The 25434-nt window shown below is 59.1% G+C and carries 18 protein-coding genes; 7 read left to right on the plus strand and 11 right to left on the minus strand.

Going from position 1 to position 25434, the window contains the following annotated elements:
• Positions 1 to 115 (plus strand): integrase core domain-containing protein (locus AC1DKH_RS08440; protein WP_477798046.1); only part of this gene is annotated, 115 nt, incomplete at its 5' end.
• A 217-nt stretch (positions 116 to 332) separates the two neighbouring features.
• Positions 333 to 2825 (plus strand): hypothetical protein, encoded by a 2493-nt coding sequence (locus AC1DKH_RS08445; RefSeq protein ID WP_477797930.1) that lies wholly within the window; start codon positions 333 to 335, stop codon positions 2823 to 2825.
• A gap of 180 nt (positions 2826 to 3005) precedes the next feature.
• Here the strand turns inward: AC1DKH_RS08445 and AC1DKH_RS08450 are convergent, their stop codons facing one another.
• The 3 genes from AC1DKH_RS08450 to AC1DKH_RS08460 all read right to left on the minus strand — a co-directional run bounded on the left by AC1DKH_RS08450 (position 3006) and on the right by AC1DKH_RS08460 (position 5996).
• A complete protein-coding gene (locus AC1DKH_RS08450; RefSeq protein WP_477797931.1) occupies positions 3006 to 4166 on the minus strand; it encodes a hypothetical protein in 1161 nt (386 codons plus the stop codon).
• A gap of 199 nt (positions 4167 to 4365) precedes the next feature.
• The gene (locus tag AC1DKH_RS08455; protein ID WP_477797932.1) at positions 4366 to 4863 is read right to left on the minus strand and encodes a DUF4411 family protein; all 498 of its coding nucleotides are present in this window, start codon (positions 4861 to 4863) and stop codon (positions 4366 to 4368) included.
• On the minus strand, positions 4860 to 5996 hold the full coding sequence (locus AC1DKH_RS08460; protein WP_477797933.1) for an ImmA/IrrE family metallo-endopeptidase: 1137 nt from the start codon (positions 5994 to 5996) through the stop codon (positions 4860 to 4862). Before AC1DKH_RS08460 ends, AC1DKH_RS08455 begins: the two co-directional genes overlap by 4 nt.
• A 691-nt stretch (positions 5997 to 6687) precedes the next feature.
• Here AC1DKH_RS08460 and AC1DKH_RS08465 point away from each other — a divergent pair.
• The 5 genes from AC1DKH_RS08465 (at position 6688) to AC1DKH_RS08485 (ending at position 13115) form a co-directional block, all read left to right on the plus strand.
• The gene (locus AC1DKH_RS08465) at positions 6688 to 6999 is read left to right on the plus strand and encodes a DUF3077 domain-containing protein (RefSeq protein WP_477797934.1); all 312 of its coding nucleotides are present in this window, start codon (positions 6688 to 6690) and stop codon (positions 6997 to 6999) included.
• Positions 7000 to 7985: 986 nt separating this feature from the next.
• Positions 7986 to 8462 (plus strand): formate dehydrogenase subunit gamma, encoded by a 477-nt coding sequence (locus tag AC1DKH_RS08470; protein WP_477797935.1) that lies wholly within the window; start codon positions 7986 to 7988, stop codon positions 8460 to 8462.
• Positions 8462 to 10018, plus strand: a complete 1557-nt coding sequence (locus tag AC1DKH_RS08475; protein ID WP_477797936.1) for a formate dehydrogenase beta subunit — start codon at positions 8462 to 8464, stop codon at positions 10016 to 10018. The genes AC1DKH_RS08470 and AC1DKH_RS08475 overlap by 1 nt, the downstream gene beginning before the upstream one ends.
• Positions 10015 to 12897, plus strand: a complete 2883-nt coding sequence (gene fdhF / locus AC1DKH_RS08480) for a formate dehydrogenase subunit alpha (RefSeq protein WP_477797937.1) — start codon at positions 10015 to 10017, stop codon at positions 12895 to 12897. The genes AC1DKH_RS08475 and fdhF overlap by 4 nt, the downstream gene beginning before the upstream one ends.
• Positions 12894 to 13115, plus strand: coding sequence for a formate dehydrogenase subunit delta (locus AC1DKH_RS08485; protein WP_046040259.1), 222 nt, complete (start codon positions 12894 to 12896; stop codon positions 13113 to 13115). The genes fdhF and AC1DKH_RS08485 overlap by 4 nt, the downstream gene beginning before the upstream one ends.
• A gap of 115 nt (positions 13116 to 13230) precedes the next feature.
• Here AC1DKH_RS08485 and AC1DKH_RS08490 read toward each other — a convergent pair whose 3' ends face one another.
• The 8 genes from AC1DKH_RS08490 to AC1DKH_RS08525 form a co-directional block, all read right to left on the minus strand.
• A complete protein-coding gene (locus tag AC1DKH_RS08490; RefSeq protein ID WP_477797938.1) occupies positions 13231 to 13572 on the minus strand; it encodes a potassium channel family protein in 342 nt (113 codons plus the stop codon).
• A 350-nt stretch (positions 13573 to 13922) separates the two neighbouring features.
• On the minus strand, positions 13923 to 15566 hold the full coding sequence (locus tag AC1DKH_RS08495; protein WP_477797939.1) for a fatty acid--CoA ligase: 1644 nt from the start codon (positions 15564 to 15566) through the stop codon (positions 13923 to 13925).
• 24 nt (positions 15567 to 15590) lie between these two features.
• Positions 15591 to 17369: an acyl-CoA dehydrogenase C-terminal domain-containing protein gene (locus tag AC1DKH_RS08500; protein WP_477797940.1), complete on the minus strand. Its 1779-nt coding sequence runs from the start codon at positions 17367 to 17369 to the stop codon at positions 15591 to 15593.
• Positions 17370 to 17375: 6 nt separating this feature from the next.
• The gene (locus AC1DKH_RS08505; protein ID WP_477797941.1) at positions 17376 to 19895 is read right to left on the minus strand and encodes an efflux RND transporter permease subunit; all 2520 of its coding nucleotides are present in this window, start codon (positions 19893 to 19895) and stop codon (positions 17376 to 17378) included.
• Between the two features lie 16 nt (positions 19896 to 19911).
• A complete protein-coding gene (locus tag AC1DKH_RS08510; protein ID WP_477797942.1) occupies positions 19912 to 21003 on the minus strand; it encodes a WD40/YVTN/BNR-like repeat-containing protein in 1092 nt (363 codons plus the stop codon).
• A 195-nt stretch (positions 21004 to 21198) separates the two neighbouring features.
• Positions 21199 to 22557 (minus strand): DUF1329 domain-containing protein, encoded by a 1359-nt coding sequence (locus AC1DKH_RS08515; protein WP_477756067.1) that lies wholly within the window; start codon positions 22555 to 22557, stop codon positions 21199 to 21201.
• A gap of 41 nt (positions 22558 to 22598) precedes the next feature.
• Complete coding sequence (locus AC1DKH_RS08520; RefSeq protein ID WP_477756066.1) at positions 22599 to 24602, minus strand: DUF1302 domain-containing protein; 2004 nt, start codon at positions 24600 to 24602, stop codon at positions 22599 to 22601.
• 124 nt (positions 24603 to 24726) lie between these two features.
• Complete coding sequence (locus tag AC1DKH_RS08525; protein WP_477756065.1) at positions 24727 to 25293, minus strand: RBBP9/YdeN family alpha/beta hydrolase; 567 nt, start codon at positions 25291 to 25293, stop codon at positions 24727 to 24729.
• Positions 25294 to 25434: the final 141 nt, after the last annotated feature.

Here is a 25434-nt window from a genome sequence, read left to right on the forward strand (position 1 = left end):
TTTTTTTGCAGAGGCCGTCCGGATGGTGAACGAGTCGGTGCAGATCTATAACAACGAGCGGCCTCATCTGTCGCTGAAATACAAAACGCCCGATGCGGTGCATCGGGCGTTTTGAGGCTGAAACAGGTGTAAACCTATTTCAGGACTAGACAAAGATTAAGCTTCCGCCATGGCCGGAAGGTCCTTCAGAAAGAATTAATGGAGCATTTCGCGCTGCAGTGCTCCACGGGAATGCGCTCAGTACACTGATGCAGGTCGCCCCAGCAGCAGCATCGGAAGTACTCCTCGCTTGCATAATTAAAGTCCCCCCAACCAAGGAGTTTGGTTCGTCGATGTACTTCGAAGACGATCTCGGAATGGAGTTCGACCTAGATAGCTCACCGACAATTTTCTGGAAGAGCCCCTTTTTGCTCTATCTTCAAATTCAGCCCGACGCGGCTTTGGCTGCTCTAAGACAGTTGATCGATTTCGCGACTCAGCGCTGGGCGGCAAGAGCTCCAGTAGGTGCGCAAATTCCATCTTTGTCGGTATCGCAAGCCGGCGGCAAAATGCAAGAGTTTCGCGGTAACCATGTGCAGTTTGGCTGGTCACAGCAAAATTCGACATCGAGCGGACAGCTGTTTAGTGCACTAGACGCACTGGAGCGCTGGCTGACGCTGAAAATCGACGCGGGCGAGGACATCGCTCCCTGGTGCCAACGCATCCTCGACATGGGAACCTCCACCGCACTACTCGGCGTATTGGTCAATCTCGGCAAGTATCAGCCAACACTATTCCAAGGTGTGCTGGCTCCTCTTACAGAAATCGAGGCGCTATATCGGTGGGACGATATCCGGGTGGAATCGGTTAACTTTAATTTCGCAGCCTTCAACTGGTCGCGACAAGGAGAAACCGTTTTCAACATGGCACGAGATTGGGTGCTAGCGCCTCATCGGCGTAAAACGTTCCGATCTTTACTCTCCAACCTTGTCGTGGCCGACGCCGACCTGGCAAAAAGGGTAACCGACGCGTCAGCGCTCTGGCCACAACCGGTAGCCCCTAAAGCGTTAATCGAACAACAAATCCTACGCGTGGAGTTGGACCCCATCTACCGGCAATTGATAGTCGATGAAACGAACGGCGAAGCGGTATCACGCATTGTTTACCCCATCGAACTTCAACAAGCCATTACGGCGTTTCAAAAAACGGCCGCCATCAATCTCGAACCGCTCACTGTTCCTTACAAGTGCGAAGAAATCCTTGCGGGCGAGACCCCTCTCTCAAACGCAGACGCCGCATACTTGGCTAACTTACTGCCAGAAGTCGGCTCGAGGCTTCCAGAATCCCCCGACCAACGCCGGATGATGGCGGCAGCTTCCGCGACGTTAATGGCAAAAGGCATCGACTGGCTACAAAGTCAGGGCGACGTAACAGCTAAAACCCGCCATGTCATACACACATTGATTGCGGAAACGGGAAGCACTCTCGACGAGATCAAAGAGCAAAATAACCATTCTTCGTACGACACGCTTCGGTTTGCAGCAATCGGTGCTCTCTATGCTGCCATCAACACTAAGGATTCGGGATCATGGGATCAGATGCTGCTTTCTGTTATTAGCGGTCGAGATCAGAGTGCTATTGGCGGGCTTATGCGAGAAGCGGCGCGTAATCGAGTCCTCTTAGGCCCCGTATGGTATCAGTTGATGAGCCTGTTGATCCTCGCGGCGGGACTCGACCGGCTCGCTCCACACTGGGAGGACGACCCCGCCGTGACAGTTCGATGGAACCGCTGGCTTGCAAGGCTTCGATCTCAACCTGTTTTTGGCACTAACGCTGACCTTGCCAGGTTCAACCCAATCAACATCACCCGACGGGTAGAACGATTGCTCGTCATACGAAGCACTCGATTGCAACCCGATATTTGTGAGGGCATGAGGACACAAGGTCGCAAGCGACAGTTTACCGGGCTGAACTGGCACATTCTAAACGTAGGGTTCAACTGGTTGATCGACCATGAACTCGTTGAAGTCAATGTTTCAGCACCAGAGAATCACTCGTTGATCGCGCGTCTGTGGAGGTTTGAAGAGTGGCGCATGGTAGGAGAGCGCGACGACATGGAGGTGGATGGGGAAGATAACGAGGCAGGTGAATATGATCTACCGAGCGAGCTCGGATACTCCATTTTACGCATTGCACCTACCTTCATCCTCGCTCCACCAATAGGCGAAGCAGATCCGATCTGGCGTCAAATTCTTGGTTTGGGCCCCGACGGCCATTACGCGATCAACAATTTTATTGGGAGTTGGTTTCTTACGCTGTTGAGAAAGCACGACCCAAGCCGCTTTATGGTCGAGTGGCAAGCGATGATTGACTATGCCTTCGCCGCGAATTGGTGTTCAGGTCGGCGTTGGTATCGTGGTCGCGAGATGTTTGTGAACCTGCTCGGCTTCAATGCATCTCGCGAGTTAACACAGGGGAGTGTCATCTGTGAAAGATTGCCCGAATTATTACCGTATTACCGGCGGTGGGCGGAAGAGCACTTAGCCGGTGACGAAGATAACATCGCGATCTTCAGCCACTTCCTAACTTCTCAACCTGGTCAGTCACTACGCCTCGAAGGCTTGATCTGGCTCAATTCTGCGCTAGTCCAAACTGAACGCTTGAATCGACTATCTACTGGAAACAGCATCGCCGAGGCAATAGACGCCATCCTTTTGCAACACACTACTGACCTAATCTCGCAGCCAGCGAGCAGAGATGCAATGATTGCAATTGTTGCCCGACTCGTACGTGAACAGGTTGGCACTGCAATGGACCTTCAGAAGAGGATCGGAAATTTACGGTGAAACCTTTACTGCGGTAATCCAATAAAAGAAAAGGGGACAGATTTATTTTTGCAATAATAAATCTGTCCCCCTTTTTCGTTTTTCCATCTCTTTCCTCTGCCCCTTTCTCCCCCTTCTTTTACCCTTTTTCCCTTTTTCCGCCTGATTTGGCTGAGCTACACCTCAAGCATGTTTTCATGCCTATGTTTGCTTGGATGCAGGTATCGCCTCAGGCAGTATCACGACGTCATTGCGCTGCGTGAGGATGCAGGTATGCGAATGATTGGGCCATTCACCCAGGAGCGTCCCACTCAACCTGCTGGGGCACAACAGGAGAACATTCCCAAGAGAGAAGAGTGGGAAAGCCATTACGACGGGGAGATCCCGGCTGCCGTCCACCGCCCCCCAGCTAGCCAGATCAAAGTCCTTGACCTCAAAATTTTTCAACAGACGATACTTGAGTGGGCTGGCCTCGCGCACCCCCATTATCTCGGCAGCTTTAAACACAACCGTAGAGCTAGCACCCGGATATACGGCGATCACCGCTAAGGTTACAAGCAATGCAGACCCGAACGACAGCAGCCCCCGTGCGACAATATGTTTTTTGCTCACAAAAAAAATCAATGCTGGCAAGAACAACAAGACAACCGCGATCATGGAAATAACCATCAGCGTTGTGATGGCCTCCGGTGTATCTTTGCCCGTGTACGATTTCATCAGTATCAACACCGGGTAGACAGCTGCGAAAACAGCGACCATCAAAACAAAGTAGGCGAAAAACAATACTCCCGCCTGATGCCACCAAGCCCCGAGCGATCTGAGGTTGTTAAAAAGTGAAACAAACTTAAGAGCGATTCGGAATTTCTTGGAGACTAACGACAAACCCATGAAACTGATCATGCAAGTGATAATAACCCCTACCACGATGACATGACCGATTTGGGGGGCTTGAAATAATAGCGCTACAAAAATCAACGACCCAATCACCGCCACCCAAAAAAACAACCGGGCAACAGTTGGCCTAAAATTCGGTGTTTGGTTAAACAACGAAACGGCCAAAGCGTAAAAAATAGTTGTAGTAAACATCACCAACATATATAAAAACAAAACAAAGGCAACTAGCCCAAGCCACGGAAGCAGTGCAGAAAACCTCTTATCAAAGACCAACGGCAGAAGGTCTATTCGGTCTATCGCCTTTGCGTACGTCATTAAAATCCCGAAGCTAATCACTGCACTGAATAAAGCAGCAACACTTCCAATTAGCCCCCAGTGTTCTGCCATCAACTTGAGCGCCGCATGCATATCCTGTTGGAATGAGGCAATCTTTTTTTTCTCATTCCCCCCACCGCTGCCTTTATCCACTGCCTTTACTCGTCCTTTCCATATCCAATATTAACGAAAATCACCGATCAATAATTGATCAGCTCACTATTTCAGTAAATAGTATCGACTCACACTCAATTAACTTTAGCCCCAGAAAAGCAGAACAAGTGGATAAACTTATTTTCATCCACCCTGCTAAAACTTCCGAACCCAAAACTACTTGAGCAAGCCACCTACTTCAAGCAGGCAACACAAACCTTGCTTCAAGCCTATGCAATAACTCAAACGTATTCAAAAAAGGAACATCAAGCTCCTGACAAATATTGGGAATGATGAATTTTCGCTTCGCGTCGAGATTCAGCACTTCATGAGTAACGACTGTAGCCCCTGTAGTCATCGCTTTCGCAATTAACCAAGGGTCAGCACCCGCTAAAAACTCCTCCACAGCACCTATTTTCATCTTAGGCGCTTGGCCAGCCACAAGCCCCGCAACCTGCGTGAATGCCAGTTGCGTATCCTGATCCGTGGTGGAGTGAAAGAAATCAGAATTGTCCTTCGCCCACTCCGCCAGATCGTCATGCCCTTTTGTTAACTCATCCATTACAGGGGCAATGCTGGCTAATGCGAATTCTTTATTTTTAAGTAATAACCATTGCCAAAATCCAGGACAGATAGCCATCCCGTAATAACGGTTCTTCGCTTCGATCAGTGTGTTAGAGTCGAGTAAATGATTCATTCCGTGTTCTTGCTGGCGAGAGTCCTTAATTTGGCAGGTTGCACGCCGAGCAAATGTCCCGCATCGCGCAGCAGCATCCGACCACTCATTGCTTCACTCAGCACTGCCTTGCTTAGGCGAGGGCTGTTTTTCGCGGTGGCGTTACGGTAATAGTCACCCGCTCCACCTTTGTCATCCTGGAAAGCCTTGAGGATCATTCGATAGTAAGTGCTGTACTGCGTTTGGCTTATATAACCAAGATCCAATGCGCGACGACCGATAGCTAATTTACTGATGTGAAACCGAGTGGCTAGCGGAGCTAAATTGTCTTCCCAGTTAATGTCTGCATTCCATAGGGCGCGGAATTGGGCTTCGGGAGCCAGAAACTCACCTGCAACTGCATTGCAGAAACGCTCTTCTTCTCGATCATTGGCGGTATTTCCGTCAGACACTCCACTGCTACCAATCCAGATATGAGCCAGCTCGTGAAGCAAGGTGAACATCCTGGCGGTGGGAGCGTCGGAGCTATTGATAAATACGACGGGGGCGTGGGCATTGCTGATGGCAAAACCCCGAAATTCGCTCACTTCCAGTTTGCGGTGAGTGTTCCCTAGCGCAATGCCACTGCGCATAACCAAAATGCCAGCCACTTCAGCAGCGTCGATCAAGGCACGGCTGTATTTTTCGTAATCCAATCGAGCAATGTCTGGGTTCACGCCGAGGACCCGGCGGATATCGTCCACCACCTCTCCGACTTGAGATCGACTACTGAAGCGACCTACAAATGCCAGCGGTTGATGCTCCTGGTGTTGCAGATACTCCAGGTACCAGTCCTGCTTACGTATTGCATCCCTTACGGTGTCCGCCAGCTCCAAAGTGGGACGTTGAGGAGCGATCCCTCCCACTGTCCGCAGATCAGGTAAAGGCAGTTGCTCGACTGGAGGGTGCTGAAGAAATAAGAAACCAAACGGGATGTGAGCGACACTCGCCCACTTTTGAGCCTGAAGGAATGTTGGCTTGGTCTCACCAGCCTCCCACTCCTGCACTCGATCAGGTTTCACCGGCAGCCTTTTAGCAACCTGCTCAGTGGACAGACCTGCGCGCTCCCGAGACCAGGTGAGCAGGCTTGGATTGACGTAGGCGGCTTGACTCATAGGGTCGCAGGCAAATCAGATGGGGCCAGTAAACGTTCAAGAGCATCCTTGGCAGATGCGTCTGACTGACGCTGGTTCCCGTTATCTGGCATTGCCTTTCTCCTTGGCTATTGAAGATCTGGTAACAGCGTCTACAGATTAGTAGAGAAGCGGAGCTACCGACGGTAGAAGCGGGCGAGTATGAGGTAAATCCGCAACGACCCGAAGCGCAAATATGTAACCCGCGGACAGATGGCATTGCCCTTTTGCCAGCCGCAGCGGCCTCTTTACGCAAACATCCGCCCTCACCACCCACATCATCACCCAGCGGTCTCGAAGGTTGCAGGAAAAGGATCTCCACGATACCCTCCCCACCGTCGCTGCCAATTCAGCGACCGGGTGTGGTAACCCGAGTTATTCAAGGCGCAACAGCGCCCCAATCACGTCATCAGGCGCTTTTTTTATGCCTGCGGCGTGAGTTATGGCGGCTGTGCGTGGGACGCCCTCGGGCGTGCCGGTTTCCTTGATTCCCGGTTTACCACCCTGCGCACAGCTGTCACCCATTCGTGTGGTAACGAACGTGGCGGCTCCTCATATCAAGGAGTTGGATAATGCGCAGTATCAATCCGTTTGAAATTTTGCTTTCCCCTCTACGCAATTCCCAATCGCGTAACACCCTCCCCCATTGCCTCTCCATCCTCGGAGGTGGCCAATGACTGAACAAAATGAACTCAAAACCATTGGTCTGACACCTGCGATCTACTGCGCGGATCAAGCGCTGTTTCATGTCACTCGCGGGGTTCCTCTTGGCGATGCGTTAGCCATGGCCTCCGATTTTTTGTTCCTGGCCAAGACGCTCACTGAAGATGCTGCTTATGCCAGAGACACTGACCGTCACGCCTGGGCTGCGCATTATCTGACTTCGATGAGCAAGGCGTTGGTGGATGATGCGGTGAAGGTGCTGACTCGGGATCGGACTTGTGCGCCGGTATCCAAGCGGGCGGGGGCGAAGGCTGAGGCTTAGTGGTTGAGGCCTGTGGGTGTGGGTGACTTGCGATGGTGGCGGCTGATTCAGCATTAATGTTGGTTGGGCTGGCGCTATCGCGAGCAGGCTCGCTCCTACAGGGGTTGCGGTGAGCTGACAGGCATTATTTGGCCCGACTGGGTGAGTGGGTTGTGATTGCGGTGCATCTTCAGCATTGATGGTGGCTGGGCTGGCGCTTTCGCGGGCAAGCCCGCTCCTACAGGGATTGCGGTGAGCTGACAGGCATTATTTGGCCTGAGTGGGTGAATGGTTATTGCGGTACACCTTCAGCATTGATGCTGGCTGGGGCTGGCGTTTTCGCGAGCAGGCTCGCTCCCACAGGGGGTTGTGTGTTTAGTGGGATTTGTGATTCGCCCCTGGGTTTCGTTAGGAAAGGCTTCGGAGGGGCTGGCTTAGGCAATTTCCATGTTCCATAAACAAGAAGGCCCGAACGTAATGCCGGACTGAGCCAACACCAGAGGATCGGGCGCGATTGGGATCAATGCTGTCTTAGCCTAATGACGATGTCAACGTCGCCAGCAGGAATGGTGGTTGCCTCGGTTTTTTCGCGAGCGAGCTCCTACAGGGGTTATGGGGAATCGGTTTTGGGATTTCCGGGCTTCGAGTGCTTCCGATGGGCTTGATCGTCACCTTCTCCACAGGCAATCCACTGTGCATAACTTCTGCAACCTCCCCTCTGGCACGGCGCCTCCCCCCTCATTCTTCTAGACTCAATACAAGGTCGTAGACAGAACCAAACACGTCGCTCTGGTGCAGCCGAATCAAGGGCCGCGTGGCAATCTGGCTTTTATGCCCCTATTGAGGTGCGGCGAAGACCGTGCCGGGCGCAACAAGATGCCCGCTCAGGGTGCCCTGGCCGACGGCCTGTAGATGCCACGATACCGTGACGTGGTGTGAATGCCGCAGCCGACACTTTCGGACAACCGACAACCGCCTGGTTTGTCCGTGACCGTGAGGATTGCTGAATGCCTGATGAGAAGTTGCACCTGCCTGTGGTCAACAGTCTGCTGGAGCGCCATAAGGGCACCCCGGGTGCGCTGTTGCCCATTCTTCATGATATTCAGGAGCGCATCGGTTACATCCCCGATGTCGCCGTCCCCGAGATTGCCCATGCCCTCAACCTGAGTCAGGCCGAGGTTCGCGGGGTGATCAGTTTTTACCATGACTTCCGTACCGCGCCGCCCGCGCGGCATATCCTGCGGCTGTGCCGGGCCGAGTCGTGCCAGAGCCGTGGCGCCGAGCAGCTTGCCGCGCAGTTGCGCGAGCGTCTGCAACTGGACGATCACGGCAGCAGCGCCGACGGCAGCATCAGTTTGCGTCCGGTGTATTGCCTTGGCGCCTGTGCCTGTTCGCCCGCTCTGGAGCTGGATGGTCGGGTGCATGCGCGGCTCAGTGCCGAGCGTCTGGATGCGTTGCTCGATGCTTGCCGGGAGGACGCGTGATGCCAGCTTTCTATCTGTCCCGTGATTCGGTGGCCCGTGCCGTAGGCGCCGAAGAGATTGCGGCAGCCCTTATCATCCATGGCCGGGGCCGCGTTATGTCTGAGTTGCAACGCACCAGTTCGCGCGGCCTGTATTGGCTGGAACCATTGCTGGAAGTGGACACGCCGCAAGGCCGTTTCGGCTTCGGCCCACTGACTGCTGACGATGTACCGTCAGTGCTCGAAGCCTTGAAAGGCGAGCCGTCTGCCCATCCGTTGGCCCTGGGCCTGGTGGAAGAGTTGCCCTATCTGAAGACGCAACAACGCCTGCTGTTTGCCCGCGCCGGCATCACCCGGCCGCTGTACATCGACGATTACCTGGATCATGGCGGTTTCGAGGGTTTGAAAAGAGCCATTACCCTCGGTGGCGAACAGACTGCGACTGAGGTATTCGATTCGGGCCTGCGTGGCCGTGGCGGCGCGGCCTTCCCGGCCGGGATCAAATGGCGCACGGTGCGCGGCACTCAGGCTGCGCAAAAGTACATTGTGTGCAACGCCGACGAAGGCGACTCCGGCACTTTTGCCGACCGCATGTTGATGGAAGGCGACCCCTTCCTGCTGATCGAAGGCATGGCGATTGCCGGCATTACCGTCGGCGCCACTTACGGCTACATCTATGTTCGCTCGGAATATCCCGATGCTGTGGCCACGCTGCGTGCGGCGTTGAACATCGCCCGAGACGCCGGTTACCTCGGCGCCAATGTCGGCGGCAGCGGCCAGGCCTTCGATATGGAAGTCCGTGTCGGGGCCGGGGCTTACATCTGTGGTGAAGAAACCGCGCTGCTGGACTCCCTCGAAGGCAAGCGCGGGATCGTCCGCGCCAAGCCGCCGATTCCGGCGTTGCAGGGGTTGTTCGGCCTGCCGACGCTGGTGCACAACGTACTGACTTTGGCCTCGGTGCCGCTGATTCTGGCCAAGGGTGCGCAGTTCTACCGCGATTACGGTATGGGCCGTTCTTTGGGCACCATGCCCTTCCAGTTGGCGGGCAATGTGCGTTGCGGCGGTCTGGTGGAACGGGCCTTTGGCCTGACCTTGCGCGAACTGGTGGAAGACTACGGCGGCGGTACCGCCAGTGGCCGGCCGTTGAAGGCTGCGCAGGTGGGCGGCCCGCTCGGCGCCTGGGTGCCACCTTCGCAATTCGACACACCGCTGGATTACGAAGCCTTTATGGCCATCGGTGCGATGCTCGGTCACGGTGGTGTGGTGGTGGCTGACGACACCCTGGACATGGCCCGCATGGCGCGTTTCGCCATGCAGTTCTGCGCCGAGGAATCCTGTGGCAAATGCACGCCGTGCCGCATCGGTTCGACCCGTGGCGTCGAGGTGATCGACCGTCTGCTGGCCGCGCCTGACCAGATCAGTCGTGATGAACAGGTGATCATCCTCAAGGACCTGTGCGACACCCTGCAATACGGTTCGCTGTGCGCGTTGGGCGGCATGACGTCTTATCCCGTGGCCAGCGCCCTCAAGCACTTCCCCGCTGACTTCGGTCTGCAAGCCTCGGAGGCCGAACAATGATCACTCTCTTCGACCCGAAAACAGACATTGACCTGGGTACGCCTGCCCGCGACAGCCAGGTGCAAGTCACCCTCAACATCGATGGCCGCAGCATCAGCGTGCCCGAAGGCACCTCGGTGATGCGCGCCGCCGCGCTGCTGGGCACTACCATTCCCAAACTCTGTGCCACCGACAGCCTGGAAGCCTTCGGCTCCTGCCGCATGTGCCTGGTGGAGATCGACGGCATGCGTGGTTATCCGGCGTCCTGCACTACGCCGGTCAGCGAAGGCATGAGCGTGCACACCCAGACGCCCAAGCTCGCGACCCTGCGCCGTAACGTCATGGAGCTGTACATTTCCGATCACCCGCTGGACTGCCTGACCTGCTCGGCCAACGGCAACTGCGAGCTGCAAACCGTGGCCGGTCAGGTCGGCCTGCGGGAAGTGCGTTATGGCTATGAAGGCGAGAACCATCTGGAGGACGTGAAAGACACCTCCAACCCCTATTTCGACTATGACCCGAGCAAGTGCATCGTCTGCAACCGCTGCGTGCGCGCCTGCGAAGAAACCCAGGGCACCTTCGCCCTGACCATTACCGGGCGTGGCTTCGAATCCCGGGTGGCCGCCGCTGGTGGCGAGAACTTCCTCGACTCCGAATGCGTGTCCTGCGGCGCCTGTGTACAAGCCTGCCCTACTGCGACGCTGATGGAAAAAAGCGTGGTCGAACTGGGCCAGCCCGAACGCAGCGTGATCACCACCTGTGCCTATTGCGGGGTGGGCTGCTCGTTCCGTGCCGAGATGAAAGGCGACCAGTTGGTACGCATGGTTCCGGACAAGAACGGCCAGGCCAACCACGGCCACTCCTGCGTCAAGGGGCGCTTCGCCTGGGGCTACGCCACACACCCGGATCGCATCACCAAGCCGATGATCCGCAAGCACATCAACGACCCTTGGCAGGAAGTCAGCTGGGACGAAGCGGTGACCTACGCCGCCAGTGAATTCCGCCGGCTGCAGCAAAAATATGGCCGCGATTCCATTGGTGGCATCACCTCCAGCCGCTGCACCAACGAAGAAACCTATCTGGTGCAGAAACTGGTGCGGGCCGCCTTCGGTAATAACAACGTCGACACCTGTGCGCGGGTCTGCCACTCGCCCACCGGCTATGGCCTGAAACAAACCCTGGGCGAGTCCGCCGGCACCCAGAGTTTCGACTCGGTGATGCAGGCCGACGTGATCCTGGTGATGGGTGCCAACCCCAGCGACGCCCACCCGGTGTTCGCCTCTCAACTCAAACGCCGCCTGCGTGAAGGCGCGCGGCTGATCGTCATCGATCCGCGACGCATTGATCTGGTGGATACGGTGCATGCCCGCGCCGAGTATCACCTGGCCCTGCGCCCCGGTACCAACGTCGCCATGCTCAACGCCTTGGCTCATGTGATTGTCACTGAAGGACTGCTCAACCAGGCCTTTATCGACGCCCGTTGCGAGGGTAGCGATTTCGCGATCTGGAGTGAATTCGTCAGCCGTGCGGAAAACTCGCCGGAAGCCCTTGGCCCTGTCTGCGGTGTACCCGCTGCCGACATCCGTGCCGCTGCGCGCCTGTATGCCACCGGTGGCAATGCGGCGATCTACTACGGTTTGGGCGTCACCGAACACAGCCAGGGCAGTACTTCGGTGATGGGCATCGCCAACCTGGCCATGGCCACCGGCAACATCGGCCGCGAAGGCGTGGGCGTGAACCCGTTGCGCGGGCAGAACAACGTCCAGGGCTCCTGCGACATGGGTTCCTTCCCCCATGAGCTGCCCGGCTACCGGCACGTCTCCAACGAGGTGGTACGAGCACAGTTCGAACAGGCCTGGAACGTCACCCTGCAACCCGACCCGGGCCTGCGTATCCCCAACATGTTCGAGGCAGCCTTGGGCGGCAGCTTCAAGGGCCTGTATTGCCAGGGCGAAGACATCGCCCAGAGCGACCCCAATACCCAGCACGTCACCGCGGCCCTGTCGGCCATGGAATGCATAGTGGTGCAGGACATTTTCCTCAACGAAACCGCCAAGTTCGCCCACGTGTTCCTGCCGGGCTGCTCGTTCCTGGAAAAAGACGGCACCTTCACCAACGCCGAGCGACGCATCTCCCGGGTGCGCAAGGTCATGGACCCGCTGGGCGGCAAGGCCGACTGGGAAGGCACGGTGGCCCTGGCCAATGCCTTGGGCTACCCGATGAACTACCAACATCCATCGCAAATCATGGATGAAATCGCCAGCCTGACGCCGACTTTCACCAACGTCAGCTACGCCGAACTGGACCGCCACGGCAGCCTGCAATGGCCGTGCAACGCCGAGGCACCGGACGGCACACCGACCATGCACATCGAAGAATTCGTGCGTGGCAAGGGGCGCTTCATGCTCACCGGCTACGTGCCCACCGAGGAAAAGGTCAACAGTCGCTACCCGCTGCTGCTGACCACCGGGCGCATCCTCAGCCAGTACAACGTCGGCGCCCAGACCCGGCGTACCGACAACGTCGCCTGGCATGACGAAGACCGCCTGGAAATCCACCCGACCGACGCCGAGAGCCGTGGCATCAACGAAGGCGACTGGGTCGGCATCGGCAGCCGCGCCGGGCAGACCGTGCTGCGGGCGCGAATCACCGAACGGGTCGCCCCGGGCGTGGTGTACACCACCTTCCACTTCCCGGAATCGGGCGCCAACGTCATCACCACCGACAACTCCGACTGGGCGACCAACTGTCCGGAGTACAAGGTCACCGCCGTGGAAGTCAGTCGCGTTTATCACCCTTCGGAGTGGCAAAAGCGCTTCCAGGAATTCAGCGAGGAACAGCAACGTTTGCTCGATGAACGTCGTCAGGCACGCGGGACCAAAGCCGAGGTACGCCGATGAGTACTGACAACCTGATCAAGATGGCCAACCAGATCGCCCAGTACTTCGCCAGCCAGCCGGACCAGCAACAGGCGGTGCTCAGCGTGCGCAATCATATGCAGATGTACTGGGCGCCGAGCATGCGCAAGGAGTTGCTGGCCTGGCAGACGGAGCATCAGGGGGCGGACTTGCACCCGCTGGTGCAGGCGGCGGTAACAGGGGCGGGTTGGGAGGCCTAAGTTTAAGCCAGCGGAAAAACTGTAGGAGCGAGCTTGCTCGCGATGGTCTTCAACGATAACGCGCGAATCCAGGAGACGCGCGGCGTTCTTGAGCCCATCGCGAGCAAGCTCGCTCCTACACATCCTTCCTCGCCGCCGTCACGGTCACTTCAATGGCCCGGACACTGATCGCCGCGAAAGTCGCGGTCATCAGCACGCCGTTGAAACCCAGCAGCACTGCCAACACTCGCGACACACCCAGTTTTGGCACCAGTTCTCCATAGCCGATGGTCAGTCCGGTCACGAAGGCAAAGTAGACACCGTCATCAGGGCTCCACCCTTCCAGCTGGGCGATGACGAGGCCAAACGCAACGATCACTAAAAGCAGTATCGAGAAGATCGGCCACACCACTTTGAAGTAGAACCAGACGGCTTTGTAGAACTCGTGGCGGACGTTTGATGCACGGGCGAGGTTCATGGCATGGGCTTCCTGGGTTTTGCCTGACCGGCTATTGAATGCGCGGCGGTTCAATACCCCGTTCAGCTTGGCACAAGCGCTGAAAACCGCGACCGACGGGGCGTTATCTTTGGCGAGGACTATGACAAAGATGACGCCAATCGGGCTATCCAGAAACCGCCTGCTGCTGGACTCGTTGTAGGAGCGAGCTTGCTCGCGATGGTCGTTAACGATAACGCGTGTTTACTGGTTAAACGCGGCGCTCTCCAGTCCATCGCGAGCAAGCTCGCTCCTACAATAACGCGGCGCTCTCGAGTCCATCGCGAGCAAGCTCGCTCCTACAACAACAGCAACAGTGGCAGGCTTATCCCTCAGTTCGCTTCAGTTTCCCGGATCAGCTTCTTGTTGATCTTGCCGACGCTGGTCTTGGGGATTTCGGTCACGAACTTGAACTGCTTGGGGATCGCCCATTTGTTGATGCGCCCGCCGTCGACGAAGGCTTGCAAATGAACCTCCAGAATCTTGCGGTCAAGGTATTGCCCCGGCTCGCAGACGACCATGGCCATCGGGCGTTCGCCCCACTGTTCATCGACGATGCCCACCACGGCCACGGACATGACGCCCGGGTGTTCGCTGATCAGGCTTTCCAGTTCCAGGGAGCTGATCCATTCGCCGCCGGTCTTGATCACGTCTTTGATGCGGTCCTTGATTTCCACGCCGCCCAGTGGGTCGATCGAGGCCATGTCGCCGGTGTGCAGCCAGCCGTTGTGCCACAGCTCCGCGCCTTTGTCCGGGGCTTTCAGATAGCCCTGGGTCAGCCACGGCGCGCGCACCACGATCTCGCCCAGGGACTCGCCATCATGGGCCACGTCATTGCCCTCGGCGTCGATGATCTTCAGGTCGACCATCGGCACCGGCGTGCCGGTCTTGATGCGCGTCGGCAGTTGGGCCTCGGCGGACAGTTGGCGGTCTTCATCGCGCAGGTACGTCAGGCACAGCAGCGGGCAGGTTTCCGACATGCCGTAGCCGGCATGCACCACCATGCCTTTGGCATTGGCCTCGCTGGCAACGCCGAGGGTCAGCGCACTGCCGCCCAGGAGCATTTTCCAGCCATCGAAACGGGTCGCCTTGCCTTCCTCGCAATTGAGGATCATCTGCAAAATGGTCGGCACGCAGTGGGAGAACGTCACCTTCTCTTCGCGGTACAACTTGACCAGGCTGTTGGGTTCGTAGCGGCCGGGATACACCTGCTTGATGCCCATCAGGGTCGCGACATACGGCACACCCCACGCATGCACGTGGAACATCGGCGTGATCGGCATGTACACATCGTCGGAACGCAGCAGCGGCTGGCCCTGATAGACGCCCAGGGTGCCGACGGCATTCAGGGTGTGCAGCACCAGTTGCCGGTGGCTGAAGTACACGCCTTTCGGGTCGCCGGTGGTGCCGGTGGTGTAGAACAGCGTGGCGACCGAGTTCTCGTCGAAATCGGGAAAATCGTACTGGTCCGGGGCCAGGGACAGCAGGTGCTCGTACTCGCCCAGCACCGGCAGCGAGGTCGTGGTCGCCTCGTCATCGGTGAGCTGCAGGTAACCTTTTACGGTTTCCAGCCGTCCGTGGATCTGCTCGACCAGGGGCAGGAAATCATCATGCACCAGCACCAGGTCATCCTCGGCGTGGTTCATGGTGAACAGCACCTGCTCCGGCGACAGGCGAATGTTCACGGTGTGCAGCACCGCGCCGATCATCGGCACGGCGAAGAAACACTCCAGGTAACGGTGGCTGTCCCAGTCGAGCAGGGCCACGGTGTCACCGGCCTTGACCCCGGCCGCCGTCAGCGCATTGGCCAGGCGGCGGATGCGCTGGTTGAGCGTCTGGTAGCTGTAGCGCAGCTTGTCGGCGTAGACGATTTCCCGGCCCAGCTCGTAGCGCACGCCGGACAGCAGCAATTGCTTGATCAGCAAGGGATAGGCATAGGCGCCGTCGGCGGGCGGAATTATTTTTGTCGCCATCATGATTAAGGTTCCTTGTCCTTTCGATCAGAACTGATCGGCTTGCAGCTCGTAGAGGCAGTCGCTGCCGGCCTTGGCCGATGCGCTCAACGAGTGGATACGCGGCAGCAACCGGGCGAAATAGAAACGCGCGGTGGCCAGTTTGCTGGTGTAGAAATCGTCCTCGGCATCCCCGCTCATGACGGCCTTGGCCATGCGCGCCCACATGTAGGCGTACGCGGTGTAGCCGAACACGTGCAGGTACTCGACCGAGGCCGCGCCGATTTCGTTCGGGTTGTTTTGTGCCCGGTCCAGCAGCCACGCGGTCAGGTCGTCGAGGGTGTCGACGGCGGCGTTCAGCGGCTGGGTGAACTCGCCGAGGTCCGCGCAGGCAGTGGCGGTGAAGTTGCGGATTTCCGAAGCGAACAAACGGTAGAGCGCCCCGCCGCTGCCGACGATCTTGCGCCCGGCCAGGTCCAGCGACTGGATGCCGTTGGTGCCTTCGTAGATCTGGGTAATGCGCACGTCCCGCACCAGTTGCTCCTGGCCCCACTCACGGATGTAGCCGTGGCCGCCGAAGACCTGCTGGCCGTGGAGGGTGGTCTCCAGGCCCATGTCAGTGAGAAATGCCTTGGCCACCGGGGTCAGCAGCGATACCAGATCCTGCGCGCGCTGGCGTGTCGGTGCGTCTTCGCTGTACTTGGCGATGTCCAGTTGCAGGGCCACGTAGCTGGAGAACGCACGGCCGCCTTCGTTCAAGGCTTTCATGGTCAGCAGCATGCGGCGCACGTCCGGGTGCACGATGATCGGGTCGGCCGCTTTGTCCTTGTGCTGCGCGCCGGTCGGTGCACGGCTTTGCAGGCGGTCACGGGCGTAGGCGACGGCGTTCTGGTACGAACGCTCGCCCTGTGCCAAGCCTTGTATGCCCACGCCCAGACGTTCGTAGTTCATCATGGTGAACATGGCCGCCAGGCCTTTGTTCGGTGCGTCGACGATCCAGCCGGTGGCGCCGTCGAAGTTCATCACGCAGGTGGCGGAGGCCTTGATGCCCATCTTGTGTTCGATGGAGCCGCAGGACAGCGCGTTGTTTTCACCCAGCGAACCGTCAGCGTTGACCAGCACTTTCGGCACCAGGAACAGCGAGATGCCTTTCGGCCCGGCCGGTGCATCCGGCAGTCGCGCCAGCACCAGATGGATGATGTTTTCGGTCAGGTCGTGCTCGCCACCGGTGATGAAAATCTTGCTGCCGCTGACCTTGTAACTGCCATCGGCCTGGGGTTCGGCCTTGGTGCGGATCAGGCCGAGGTCGGTACCGGAATGGGCTTCGGTCAGGCACATCGAACCGGTCCAGGTGCCGGCGTACATGTTCGGCAAGTAAGCCGCTTTCAGTTCTTCGCTGGCGTGGGCCTTGATCGACAGGCAGGCGCCGGCGGTCAGCATCGGGTACAGGCCGAACGACAGGCTGGCCGAGTTGACCATCTCTTCGACCTGCGCCGAAATCGCCTTGGGCATGCCCATGCCGCCGTACTGCGGATCACCGCCGACACCCACCCAACCGCCTTCGGCGAAGGCTTGATAGGCCTGGGCAAAACCGTCCGGGGCGGTGACCGCGCCGTCGTTCCAGGTGCAGCCCTGTTCGTCGCTGGCGCGGTTCAGTGGCGCGATCACTTCGGCGCTGATCTTGCCGGCCTCTTCAAGGATGGCGGCGGCGGTCTCTTCATCGATCACGTCGGCCAGGCCGGGCAATTGTGCCCAGAGCCGGGACACCTGGAAAACCTCGTTGAGTACGAAGCGCATGTCGCGCAGGGGAGCTTTGTAATCAGACATCTTGGCTTACTCGGAAGTGGTCACGGCATGGGGCATGCCGGGACGTTCAGTGGATTCAGCGTTTTCGGTTGCCGCGACAGAACCGGGCTGCGGTGCCCGTTCGCGCAGCAGGAACCAGGACAGGGCCGGAATCAGGATCAGCGCGCCGAGCATGTTCCACAGGAACATGAAGGTCAGCAGGATGCCCATGTCGGCCTGGAACTTGATCGGCGACCAGACCCAGCACACCACGCCGGCGGCGAGGGTGATGCCCACCAGCCCGACCACCCGGCCGGTGAACGACACGGCGTTGCGGTAGGCCTGGGACAATGGCAAGCCCTGACGCTGGAAGTGCAGTTGCACGCTGAGCAGGTACAAGGCGTAGTCCACGCCGATGCCCACGCCGAGGGCGATCACCGGCAGGGTCGCGACTTTCACACCGATACCCATGGCCACCATCAAGGCTTCGCAGAGGATCGAGGTCAGCACCAGCGGCAACAGCGCCACCAGCGTGGCGCGCCAGCTGCGGAAGGTGATCAGGCAGAACAGCGTCACCGCCGCGTAGACGTAAAGCAGCATGGTGCGGTTGGCTTCGCGGACCACTATGTTGGTTGCGGCTTCAATACCGGCGGTGCCGGCGGCGAGCAGGAACTGGCGATCCGCGGTGCTGTTTTCCTTGGCGAACTTGTCGGCAATCGCCACCACCGCGTCCAGGGTTTCGGCCTTGTGATCCTTGAGAAAGGTGATCACCGGCATCAGCGAGCAGTCGGTGTTGAACAGCTCCGGGGAGTTGACCGAGGCTTGTTGCGCGGCGTAGTTCAGCACGTCCTGGTTGCGCTGGATGCTGTTGAGCTTGGGGTTGCCTTCGTAGGTGCCGGCGGTGATCTGGCGTACCGCGTTGACCAAGGACGCGGTCGCCTGCACGCCCGGATACTGTTGCAGTTCCCAGGCCAGGCGGTCGGCGAGGACCAAGGTCTTGTAGTTCAGGCAGCCTTCCGGCGCGGTCTTGATCATCACCGCGAACAGGTCGCTGGACAGCGCGTAATGCTGGGTGATGTAGGCGTTGTCGCGGTTGTAGCGCGAGTCGGCGCGCAGCTCCGGCGCCCCGCTGTCGAGGTCGCCGATTTTCAGGTTCTGGCTGACCATGTAACCGCCAATGCCCATCAACACCGCGACCACTACTGCGCCCGTGGCCCACTTGGCGGTGGTGAAGCGATCGAGCGCGTCCCACAGTCTGCCGGAGCCTTTGTGCTTCTCTGCGCGGTTGTCGATTTTCAGCGCACGCTCGGCGGCTTTCGCGCCCACACCGACATAGGACAGTGCCACCGGCATCAACAGCAGCGAGGTGAAGATCAGCACTGCGACGCCGATGCTGGCAGTGATCGCCAGATCCTGGATCACCGGGATATCGATCAGCATCAGCACGGCGAAGCCCACAGCGTCGGCCAGCAGCGCGGTGACACCGGCGATGAACAGACGGCGGAAGGTGTAGCGCGCAGCGATCAGTTTATGGGTGCCACGGGCGATGTCCTGCATGATGCCGTTCATCTTCTGCGCGGCGTGGGACACGCCGATGGCGAAGATCAGGAACGGCACCAGCACCGAGTACGGATCGATGGCGTAGCCGAGCCAGGCGACAATACCCAGTTGCCAGACCACCGCGATCAGCGAGCAGCCGACCACCAGCAGAGTGCTGCGCACGCAACGGGTGTAGCCGTAAATGATGATCAGCGAAGTGACCACGGCCAGGCCGAAGAACATCATCACCTGGATCAGGCCGTCGATCAGGTCGCCCATGAGCTTGGCGAAGCCGATCACCCGCACCTTGTAATGGCCGGTGCCTTCGACCCCGGATTTACGCGCAGCGCTGTCGCCGGCGTATTCGATCTTGTCGCGCAACTGCTCTTCGAGCATCTGCGAGAAAGCGTGGTAGTTGATGCGTTGACCACCGGCGGCGGCTTTGTCCATCAGCGGCACGATCAGCATGGTCGACTTGAAGTCGCTGGCCACCAGGCTGCCCACCAGACCGGCGCGGGAGATGTTCTGGCGCAACTGTTCAATGTCGGAGGGCGAGCCCTGATAACTGTCGGGCATCACCGGGCCACCCTGGAAACCGTCCTCGGTGACTTCAGTCCAGCGCACCGCCGGGCTCCACAGCGACTTCATCCACGCGCGGTCGACGCCTTCGGTGAGGAACAGCTGGTCGTTGACCTGCTTGAGCACGTCGAGGTATTGCGGATCGAAAATATCGCCCTGGGTGTTCTCGACCACTACCCGCACCGAATTGCCCAGGCCGCGCAGCGAAGCGCGGTTTTCCAGGAAGTTCTGGATGTAGGGCTGGCTCTGGGGAATCATTTTTTCGAAGCTTGGGCGCAGCTCCAGGCGAGTCACGGCCATGAAGCCCAGCACCACGGTGGCGAGCGCCATCAGCAACATGAACAGCGGACGGTAGTTGAACACCAGCCGCTCGAGGAGGTTGCCGGAGCGCTGGTCGAAATCCCGCAGTTCGCGGATCACCGGCATGGCGTCTTGTTTGATATTGCCCATGTCTGGGTTCTCGCTCTTAGGGTTCGAGGGCTGGATCGGCGGACAGCGTCCGGGCACCACGGCTGCCCGCTACCACCAACGCGCCAGCGGCGGACTGGGTGGCACCGGCGACCGGGGTCGGTGCCGGTTGCCGCACCAGATGCAACTGCGCGCCCGTCCCTTGGCTGACCAGCATCTGCCCGCCCTGGGTGAACAAGCGATAGTTGCCACGGGCATCGATCAGGCCCGCGGTGATGCTGACGTGCAGGCCGCTGTCCAGTGGGGTCCAGCTCTGGCCGCCGTCGGTGCTGCGCAGCACGTTGCCGCGCAGGCCGTAGATCAGCACTTCGCCTGGCTTGCCGAGTACACCGAAGAAGCTGCCTTGATAAGGCGTCGGCACGGCATTGAAGCGTTGGGCGCTGTCGTCCCATTTGAGCAGCAGGCCTTGCTCGCCCGCGATGTACAGACTGTCGCCGGTGGAGGCGATGGCGTTGAGGTGGAAACCCTGGGGGTTGTCGGTGCGGTCCTGGAATGGCGTCCAGGTCAGGCCACCGTCGTCAGTGCGCAGGATCAGGTTGAATACACCGACCACATAGCCGGTTTTGTCGTTGGCGAACCAGACGTCGAGCAGCGGTTTGTCCGCGCCCTGATCGACTAGCTTCTGGCCCTCGGTGACCAGCAGCGGCCATTGCTCATTGCCCGGTTCGGCGCTGGCCAGCGCCGTGTAATGCTTGACCAGCAAGGCGCCGATCTGACGACCGTCGAGCTGCTTGTGCCAGGTCGCGCCGGCGTCGCTGCTGTGCAGCACCACGCCATCATTACCCACCGCCCAGCCTTGGGTGGTGGTCGGAAAATTCACCGCAGTGAGATCGGCACTGGCCGGTACGGCGGCCTGTTGCCAGTGGTTTCCCGAATCATCGGAAAACAGAATATGGCCACGCTGGCCGACGGCAATCACGCGCCCGCCGGCGCGGGCCATGCCGGACAACGGACTGTTGATCGCCAAGGCACTGACCCTGGCAGGCAGGTCCAGCACATCGACGTAATCGGCCGCATGGGTGATGCCCTGCGACAGGCCGAGCACGACACCAAACGCCACCCGCAAAATATTATTTTTATACGAACACATACTGCGTCCTCTTCGGAAAACCGCGCCACACCTCGCGCCGTGCAGCTCATGCCACTGTAGGAGCGAGCTTGCTCGCGATGGTCGTGAACGATGACGCGTGCTGTCTGGATGCCCGCGTCGCCCTCTGGTTCATCGCGAGCAAGCTCGCTCCTACAACAACGCACCGGATCGTGCCAGCGCGTTTTTGCAGTTGGCTTAGCGAATGCCGGCGCCGGCCAGGGATTCCGAGGACCACTGGGCCTTGGAGAGCGGGTCGATGTATTTGATGCCGCCGTACGGGCCGACCACACCGTTGATGTTGTACGAACCGCCGACCAGGTCGTAGATCATGAAGGGCGTCGAATCCGGAACCTGCTTGTCGTAGCTCTGGCTCAAGAAGGCGAAGGAACCACGATAAAGCTGACCACGGGCGTCATATTGATCCGAGGCCAAAGCGGTCCAGCTGTCTTCGTCGAGGTAGAAGCGGCGCTTGGCGTAGATGTGACGGGCACCGGCCTTGAGGTTGCCCTCAACGACCCACACGCGGTGTTTTTCCCAGCGTACGAAGTCCGGTGACAGGTGATTGGCAGTGGTCAGCGACTTAGGATCCTGCACGTAGGTCAGCTTGTAGGTGTTGTAGGGCACGATCATTTCCTGCTTGCCGACCAGTTTCCAGTCGTAGCGATCCAGTGCACCATTGAACACGAACACGTCATCGTAGGTGCCCGCACCGGCGGTACCAGGGTTTGGCGTGTCGTAGGCCAAGCTCGGCGCCAGTTTCACTCGACGCTGCCCCGGCAAGTACTGCCAAGCGCGACGCGGTTGCTGCAACGGGTTGGCGGCGTCCTTGAGCATGATCGCCTCACCGGCGCGGCGCGCTGGGCCGGTGTATGCCAGCTTCATCTGGTAGTACACGTCGGCGCTGCTGATCGGCTGCGAGAGGTTTTCATAGATCGGGTAGGAGATGTTCGCTTGCCCGGTGGTCGCCAGGCTCGCCACGCCGGCCGAGTCGACGTTCCAGGAGTCGTACTTGGAGCTGATGCTGACGCCTTGGTAGCGCAACAGGAAGTTCCACATCGCTTCGTTGCCCGACTGCGGAATCGGGAACGGTATGCCTGGCAGGACGTTGTCGATGGCCAGGCCACCTTCCAGGGACTTGGCGCCGCTGGCGTTCTTCACGCCGTTATCCAGAATGGCTTGTGGCAGCGAAACGGTACGGTGAGTCGGGAAAACGTCGACATGGAAAGTCGGGAAGCGCTTGGCCAGTTCAACGGTGGTTGCGCTGAGCAGGCCCTTGTACTGATCGACGTTCTTGCCGTCGATCACCAGCAGCGGCTTCTCGCTGGCAAACGGATCCGGGCGCATGCTGTCACCGGCTTTGAAGCTGGCCGGCGGCGTGGTCAGGCCACCGTTGTAGGCAGGGATGGAACCATCAGCGTTCCCGGCTTTTTCAGCGCCCACCAGGGTCAGGCTGGTGCCCAGCTTGGCAGCTTCCTGGGTTGAAACAGCGGCCTGTGCCTGGGCGGCAAGGACCATGGCCAGCGAAGCGGCCAACACGGTTTTTACAAATTTCATCTTGTTATTCTCCTGCTTGCATTGAGCAAATCAGTGGTGAATCAGAATGTTGTTTTCATCGTCAGGTACACGGCGCCACGGTCCTCAGTCGTGGCACCACCTCCGGAGAAGGACGAGTAGCCACCGGCGAAACAGGCGTAGTTCTCGTTGCCGCTAAAGGCGTTAGGCGTGGAGCCGTCACCACCGTTCGGGCCGGTACTCACACCGCTGACGTTGCATTTTTCGGTTTTGCCGAAGGAGTCCACGTACTTCAGGTCAACGAAGTATTTGTTGTACACAACGGCACCGACGCCCACGGCATAGTTGCCGGTGTCCTTGGCACCGCCACCGGAGACCGGTGACACGCCGGCGAGACCGACGTTGACCGACATCGGCGCGTTGAGGTCGACACCCGGGAATACCTGGTACCAGGTCGGTGTGAAGTTGACTGCCAGACCCCAGTTGTCCCGGGTCGGCGCGTCGATGCCGCGATAGCTGTCCTTGCCCTTGTAGAGCGCTTCGTTCTTGCTATCGAGCTTGAGCAGGTTGCTGTAGTACAGCTCGGCAAGCACGGTTGCCTGATCGAACACCGGCGTTTTCGGCAGGGTCATCAGACCGTTGAGCGTCCAGTGCAAGGTGTCACCGGTGGCGCTCATGCTGTCGCCGCGGCTCGGGGTGTCGTAGACCACACCGGTGGCGTCGGTACGTGCAGGCAGCAGACCAAGCCCTTGCCCCAGACCCAGCGGGCTGCGGGTACTGACGATCGCCGGGATACTGGCCAGCGGCATGTTGTGACGGATGTTCAGGTCCGAACCGACACTGATCCCGCCCACGTCCTTGGACAGGCTCAGGCCGACGATCTTGATGTTGTCGGCATAGGCCATCTGATAGGTGGCGGTGTCCAGCGAATTGAGGGTGTTGATCACCGCAGGCACTTGCCCTGCCGGCCGAGTGCCGTTGGGGTTGGCCGAGGTAATGCCCCTGGCGTCCAGCCAGGCTTGCGGCAAGATTTCCGAAGTCTCGCGGTAGTAGACGCCGAGGGTGCCATCCAGCCAGGCCGGCGACCACTTGGCCATGACGCCCCAGTCGCCGCTGCTGCCCGGTGTCAGGTCATGGCCGCGACGCACGTTGGTCAACGCGTTGCACGGCGCCAGGCCACAACCCAGCGGACTGCCAGGCACCACGGCGTTGGTGTTGCCGAGCAGGAACGATTGCGCACCAAAGCCGACCAGGTCGGAACCACCGTAATAAGTACCGGCTTCCGGCAGACGCGCGGCGTCCCAATCGAGGAAGTACTGGGCACCCACGGTCAATTCCGGATTGACGGTGAACGTCATCGACAACTGGTTACGCGGAACGAACAGTTCCTTGGCCTCGGTACCCGGCGACGCGGCAAGCTTGGCCAGGTCGAGGCCGGACTGGCCGTAGCTGACCGAGTGCACCGGGTTGAGAATGGTCTCGCCCCAGAACACGTTGTGCTGACCGGCCTTGACGCTGAACATCGACTCCTCGCCCACTTCGGTGCTGTAGAACACGAAGGCATCGAGGATTTCGCCCGAAGGACCGCTGTAGTAGCGCTGGGCATAATTGCTCAGGTGCGGGCTGCCGTTGCCAACGTTGTCATGGGTGACCCCGGCCAGGCGCGGGTCGTTGGCGATCAGGCCCGAACGCGCATCGTTGCCATTGACGAACGGGTTGGAATTGGAACCGGTATTGTCATAGGCCTTGTCGTACCAGCTGGCGGCGCTGACGCGAAAACCCATGGCGTTCTTGTAGACCACGTCCATTTCGGTCAACAGGTCGATACGGTTGGTGATGTTGGTGCCGGCCTTGCGGAAGTTGTAATCGCCGTCGTTGTTGTTCGGCGTTGCCAACATGCGTTTGTCGGCGCTTTCGGTGCGCACGCCGTAGTTGTACTTGATGGTGTTATCCACGCGTACGTTCCAGTCCGGATTCCCCGTCTCGATCTCGGCCGCATGGGCCACCGGTAGGGTTGCCGCGAGAATGGCTGAGGCCAACAAGGTGTAGCGTGGAGCGGTGAAGCCGTGACTCTTATTGTTGTGCATTGCGTTGTCTCCGCCTTTTTGTATTTGTTTTAAGCGCAGCCGCCCCCGCGCAAACATCGATGGGTTTGCGTTTAAGGAATGAGGGCAAATGCCGGTTGGCGTACTGCCAGTCCAGCTCCTTGTACTAGCGGTCCAGCTCCAGGATGAGTGCTTCGGCCTGCGGCCAATGGCCAAATCCTGCGGCCGGATTGAGATGGCCGACATCGCCCAGATCGAGCAATTCGGCGCCCCAGCCTTCTGCCATGCGGGTGACTGCAGGAAGGCTGGCAAGGTGATCGTTGGTGCTTGCGGCCACGACGCTGCGAAATGGCAGCGGGCCTTGTGGTAGAGGATTCCAGCCCTGGCTACGCAGGGTTTCGGAAGAAGGATAGTTTGCCGGCCAGACCGCATCGAGGTCCGGTGGCGCGGCCAGCAAAGCGCCCTTGATCGGTCGGCTGTAGTGCGCCGCCCAGTGCGCGACCATCAGCACGCCGGCGCTGTGGGCCACCAGAATCACGGGGCCGTCGATCTGTTCGAGTTCGTGTTGAATCGCCCGCACACGGGCCATGCAATCGAGTTTGTCGGTCTCCAGCGGCGCAACACTGCGCACTTTGCCCAGCCTGGCTGCAAGCAATGTTTGCCAATGTTCGGCCACGTGCTCGCGCAGACCCGGAACGATCAGAATGGTGGCGGCAGTTTGCAGTTTGTCCACGGTCAACACCTTCGCTTTCTCGATAACTCGACTGGCTGTTTTCGCCAGGGGCTTTTTGTAGTGTCGACATTAAAGAGCGCCCACCCGCAGCGCTTTACATTGGACGTCAGGCACTTTTCTTTTGATGACAAATTGTCGGAC

Source organism: Pseudomonas sp. 05L36 (assembly GCF_056398125.1).

Coding starts and splice junctions, on each gene's coding strand:
- AC1DKH_RS08445 (WP_477797930.1), top strand. CDS start 333: ATGTACTTCGAAGACGATCTCGGAATGGAGTTCGACCTAGATAGCTCA.
- AC1DKH_RS08455 (WP_477797932.1), bottom strand. CDS start 4,863: ATGAATCATTTACTCGACTCTAACACACTGATCGAAGCGAAGAACCGT.
- AC1DKH_RS08460 (WP_477797933.1), bottom strand. CDS start 5,996: ATGAGTCAAGCCGCCTACGTCAATCCAAGCCTGCTCACCTGGTCTCGG.
- AC1DKH_RS08465 (WP_477797934.1), top strand. CDS start 6,688: ATGACTGAACAAAATGAACTCAAAACCATTGGTCTGACACCTGCGATC.
- AC1DKH_RS08470 (WP_477797935.1), top strand. CDS start 7,986: ATGCCTGATGAGAAGTTGCACCTGCCTGTGGTCAACAGTCTGCTGGAG.
- AC1DKH_RS08475 (WP_477797936.1), top strand. CDS start 8,462: ATGCCAGCTTTCTATCTGTCCCGTGATTCGGTGGCCCGTGCCGTAGGC.
- fdhF (WP_477797937.1), top strand. CDS start 10,015: ATGATCACTCTCTTCGACCCGAAAACAGACATTGACCTGGGTACGCCT.
- AC1DKH_RS08485 (WP_046040259.1), top strand. CDS start 12,894: ATGAGTACTGACAACCTGATCAAGATGGCCAACCAGATCGCCCAGTAC.
- AC1DKH_RS08490 (WP_477797938.1), bottom strand. CDS start 13,572: ATGAACCTCGCCCGTGCATCAAACGTCCGCCACGAGTTCTACAAAGCC.
- AC1DKH_RS08495 (WP_477797939.1), bottom strand. CDS start 15,566: ATGATGGCGACAAAAATAATTCCGCCCGCCGACGGCGCCTATGCCTAT.
- AC1DKH_RS08500 (WP_477797940.1), bottom strand. CDS start 17,369: ATGTCTGATTACAAAGCTCCCCTGCGCGACATGCGCTTCGTACTCAAC.
- AC1DKH_RS08505 (WP_477797941.1), bottom strand. CDS start 19,895: ATGGGCAATATCAAACAAGACGCCATGCCGGTGATCCGCGAACTGCGG.
- AC1DKH_RS08510 (WP_477797942.1), bottom strand. CDS start 21,003: ATGTGTTCGTATAAAAATAATATTTTGCGGGTGGCGTTTGGTGTCGTG.
- AC1DKH_RS08515 (WP_477756067.1), bottom strand. CDS start 22,557: ATGAAATTTGTAAAAACCGTGTTGGCCGCTTCGCTGGCCATGGTCCTT.
- AC1DKH_RS08520 (WP_477756066.1), bottom strand. CDS start 24,602: ATGCACAACAATAAGAGTCACGGCTTCACCGCTCCACGCTACACCTTG.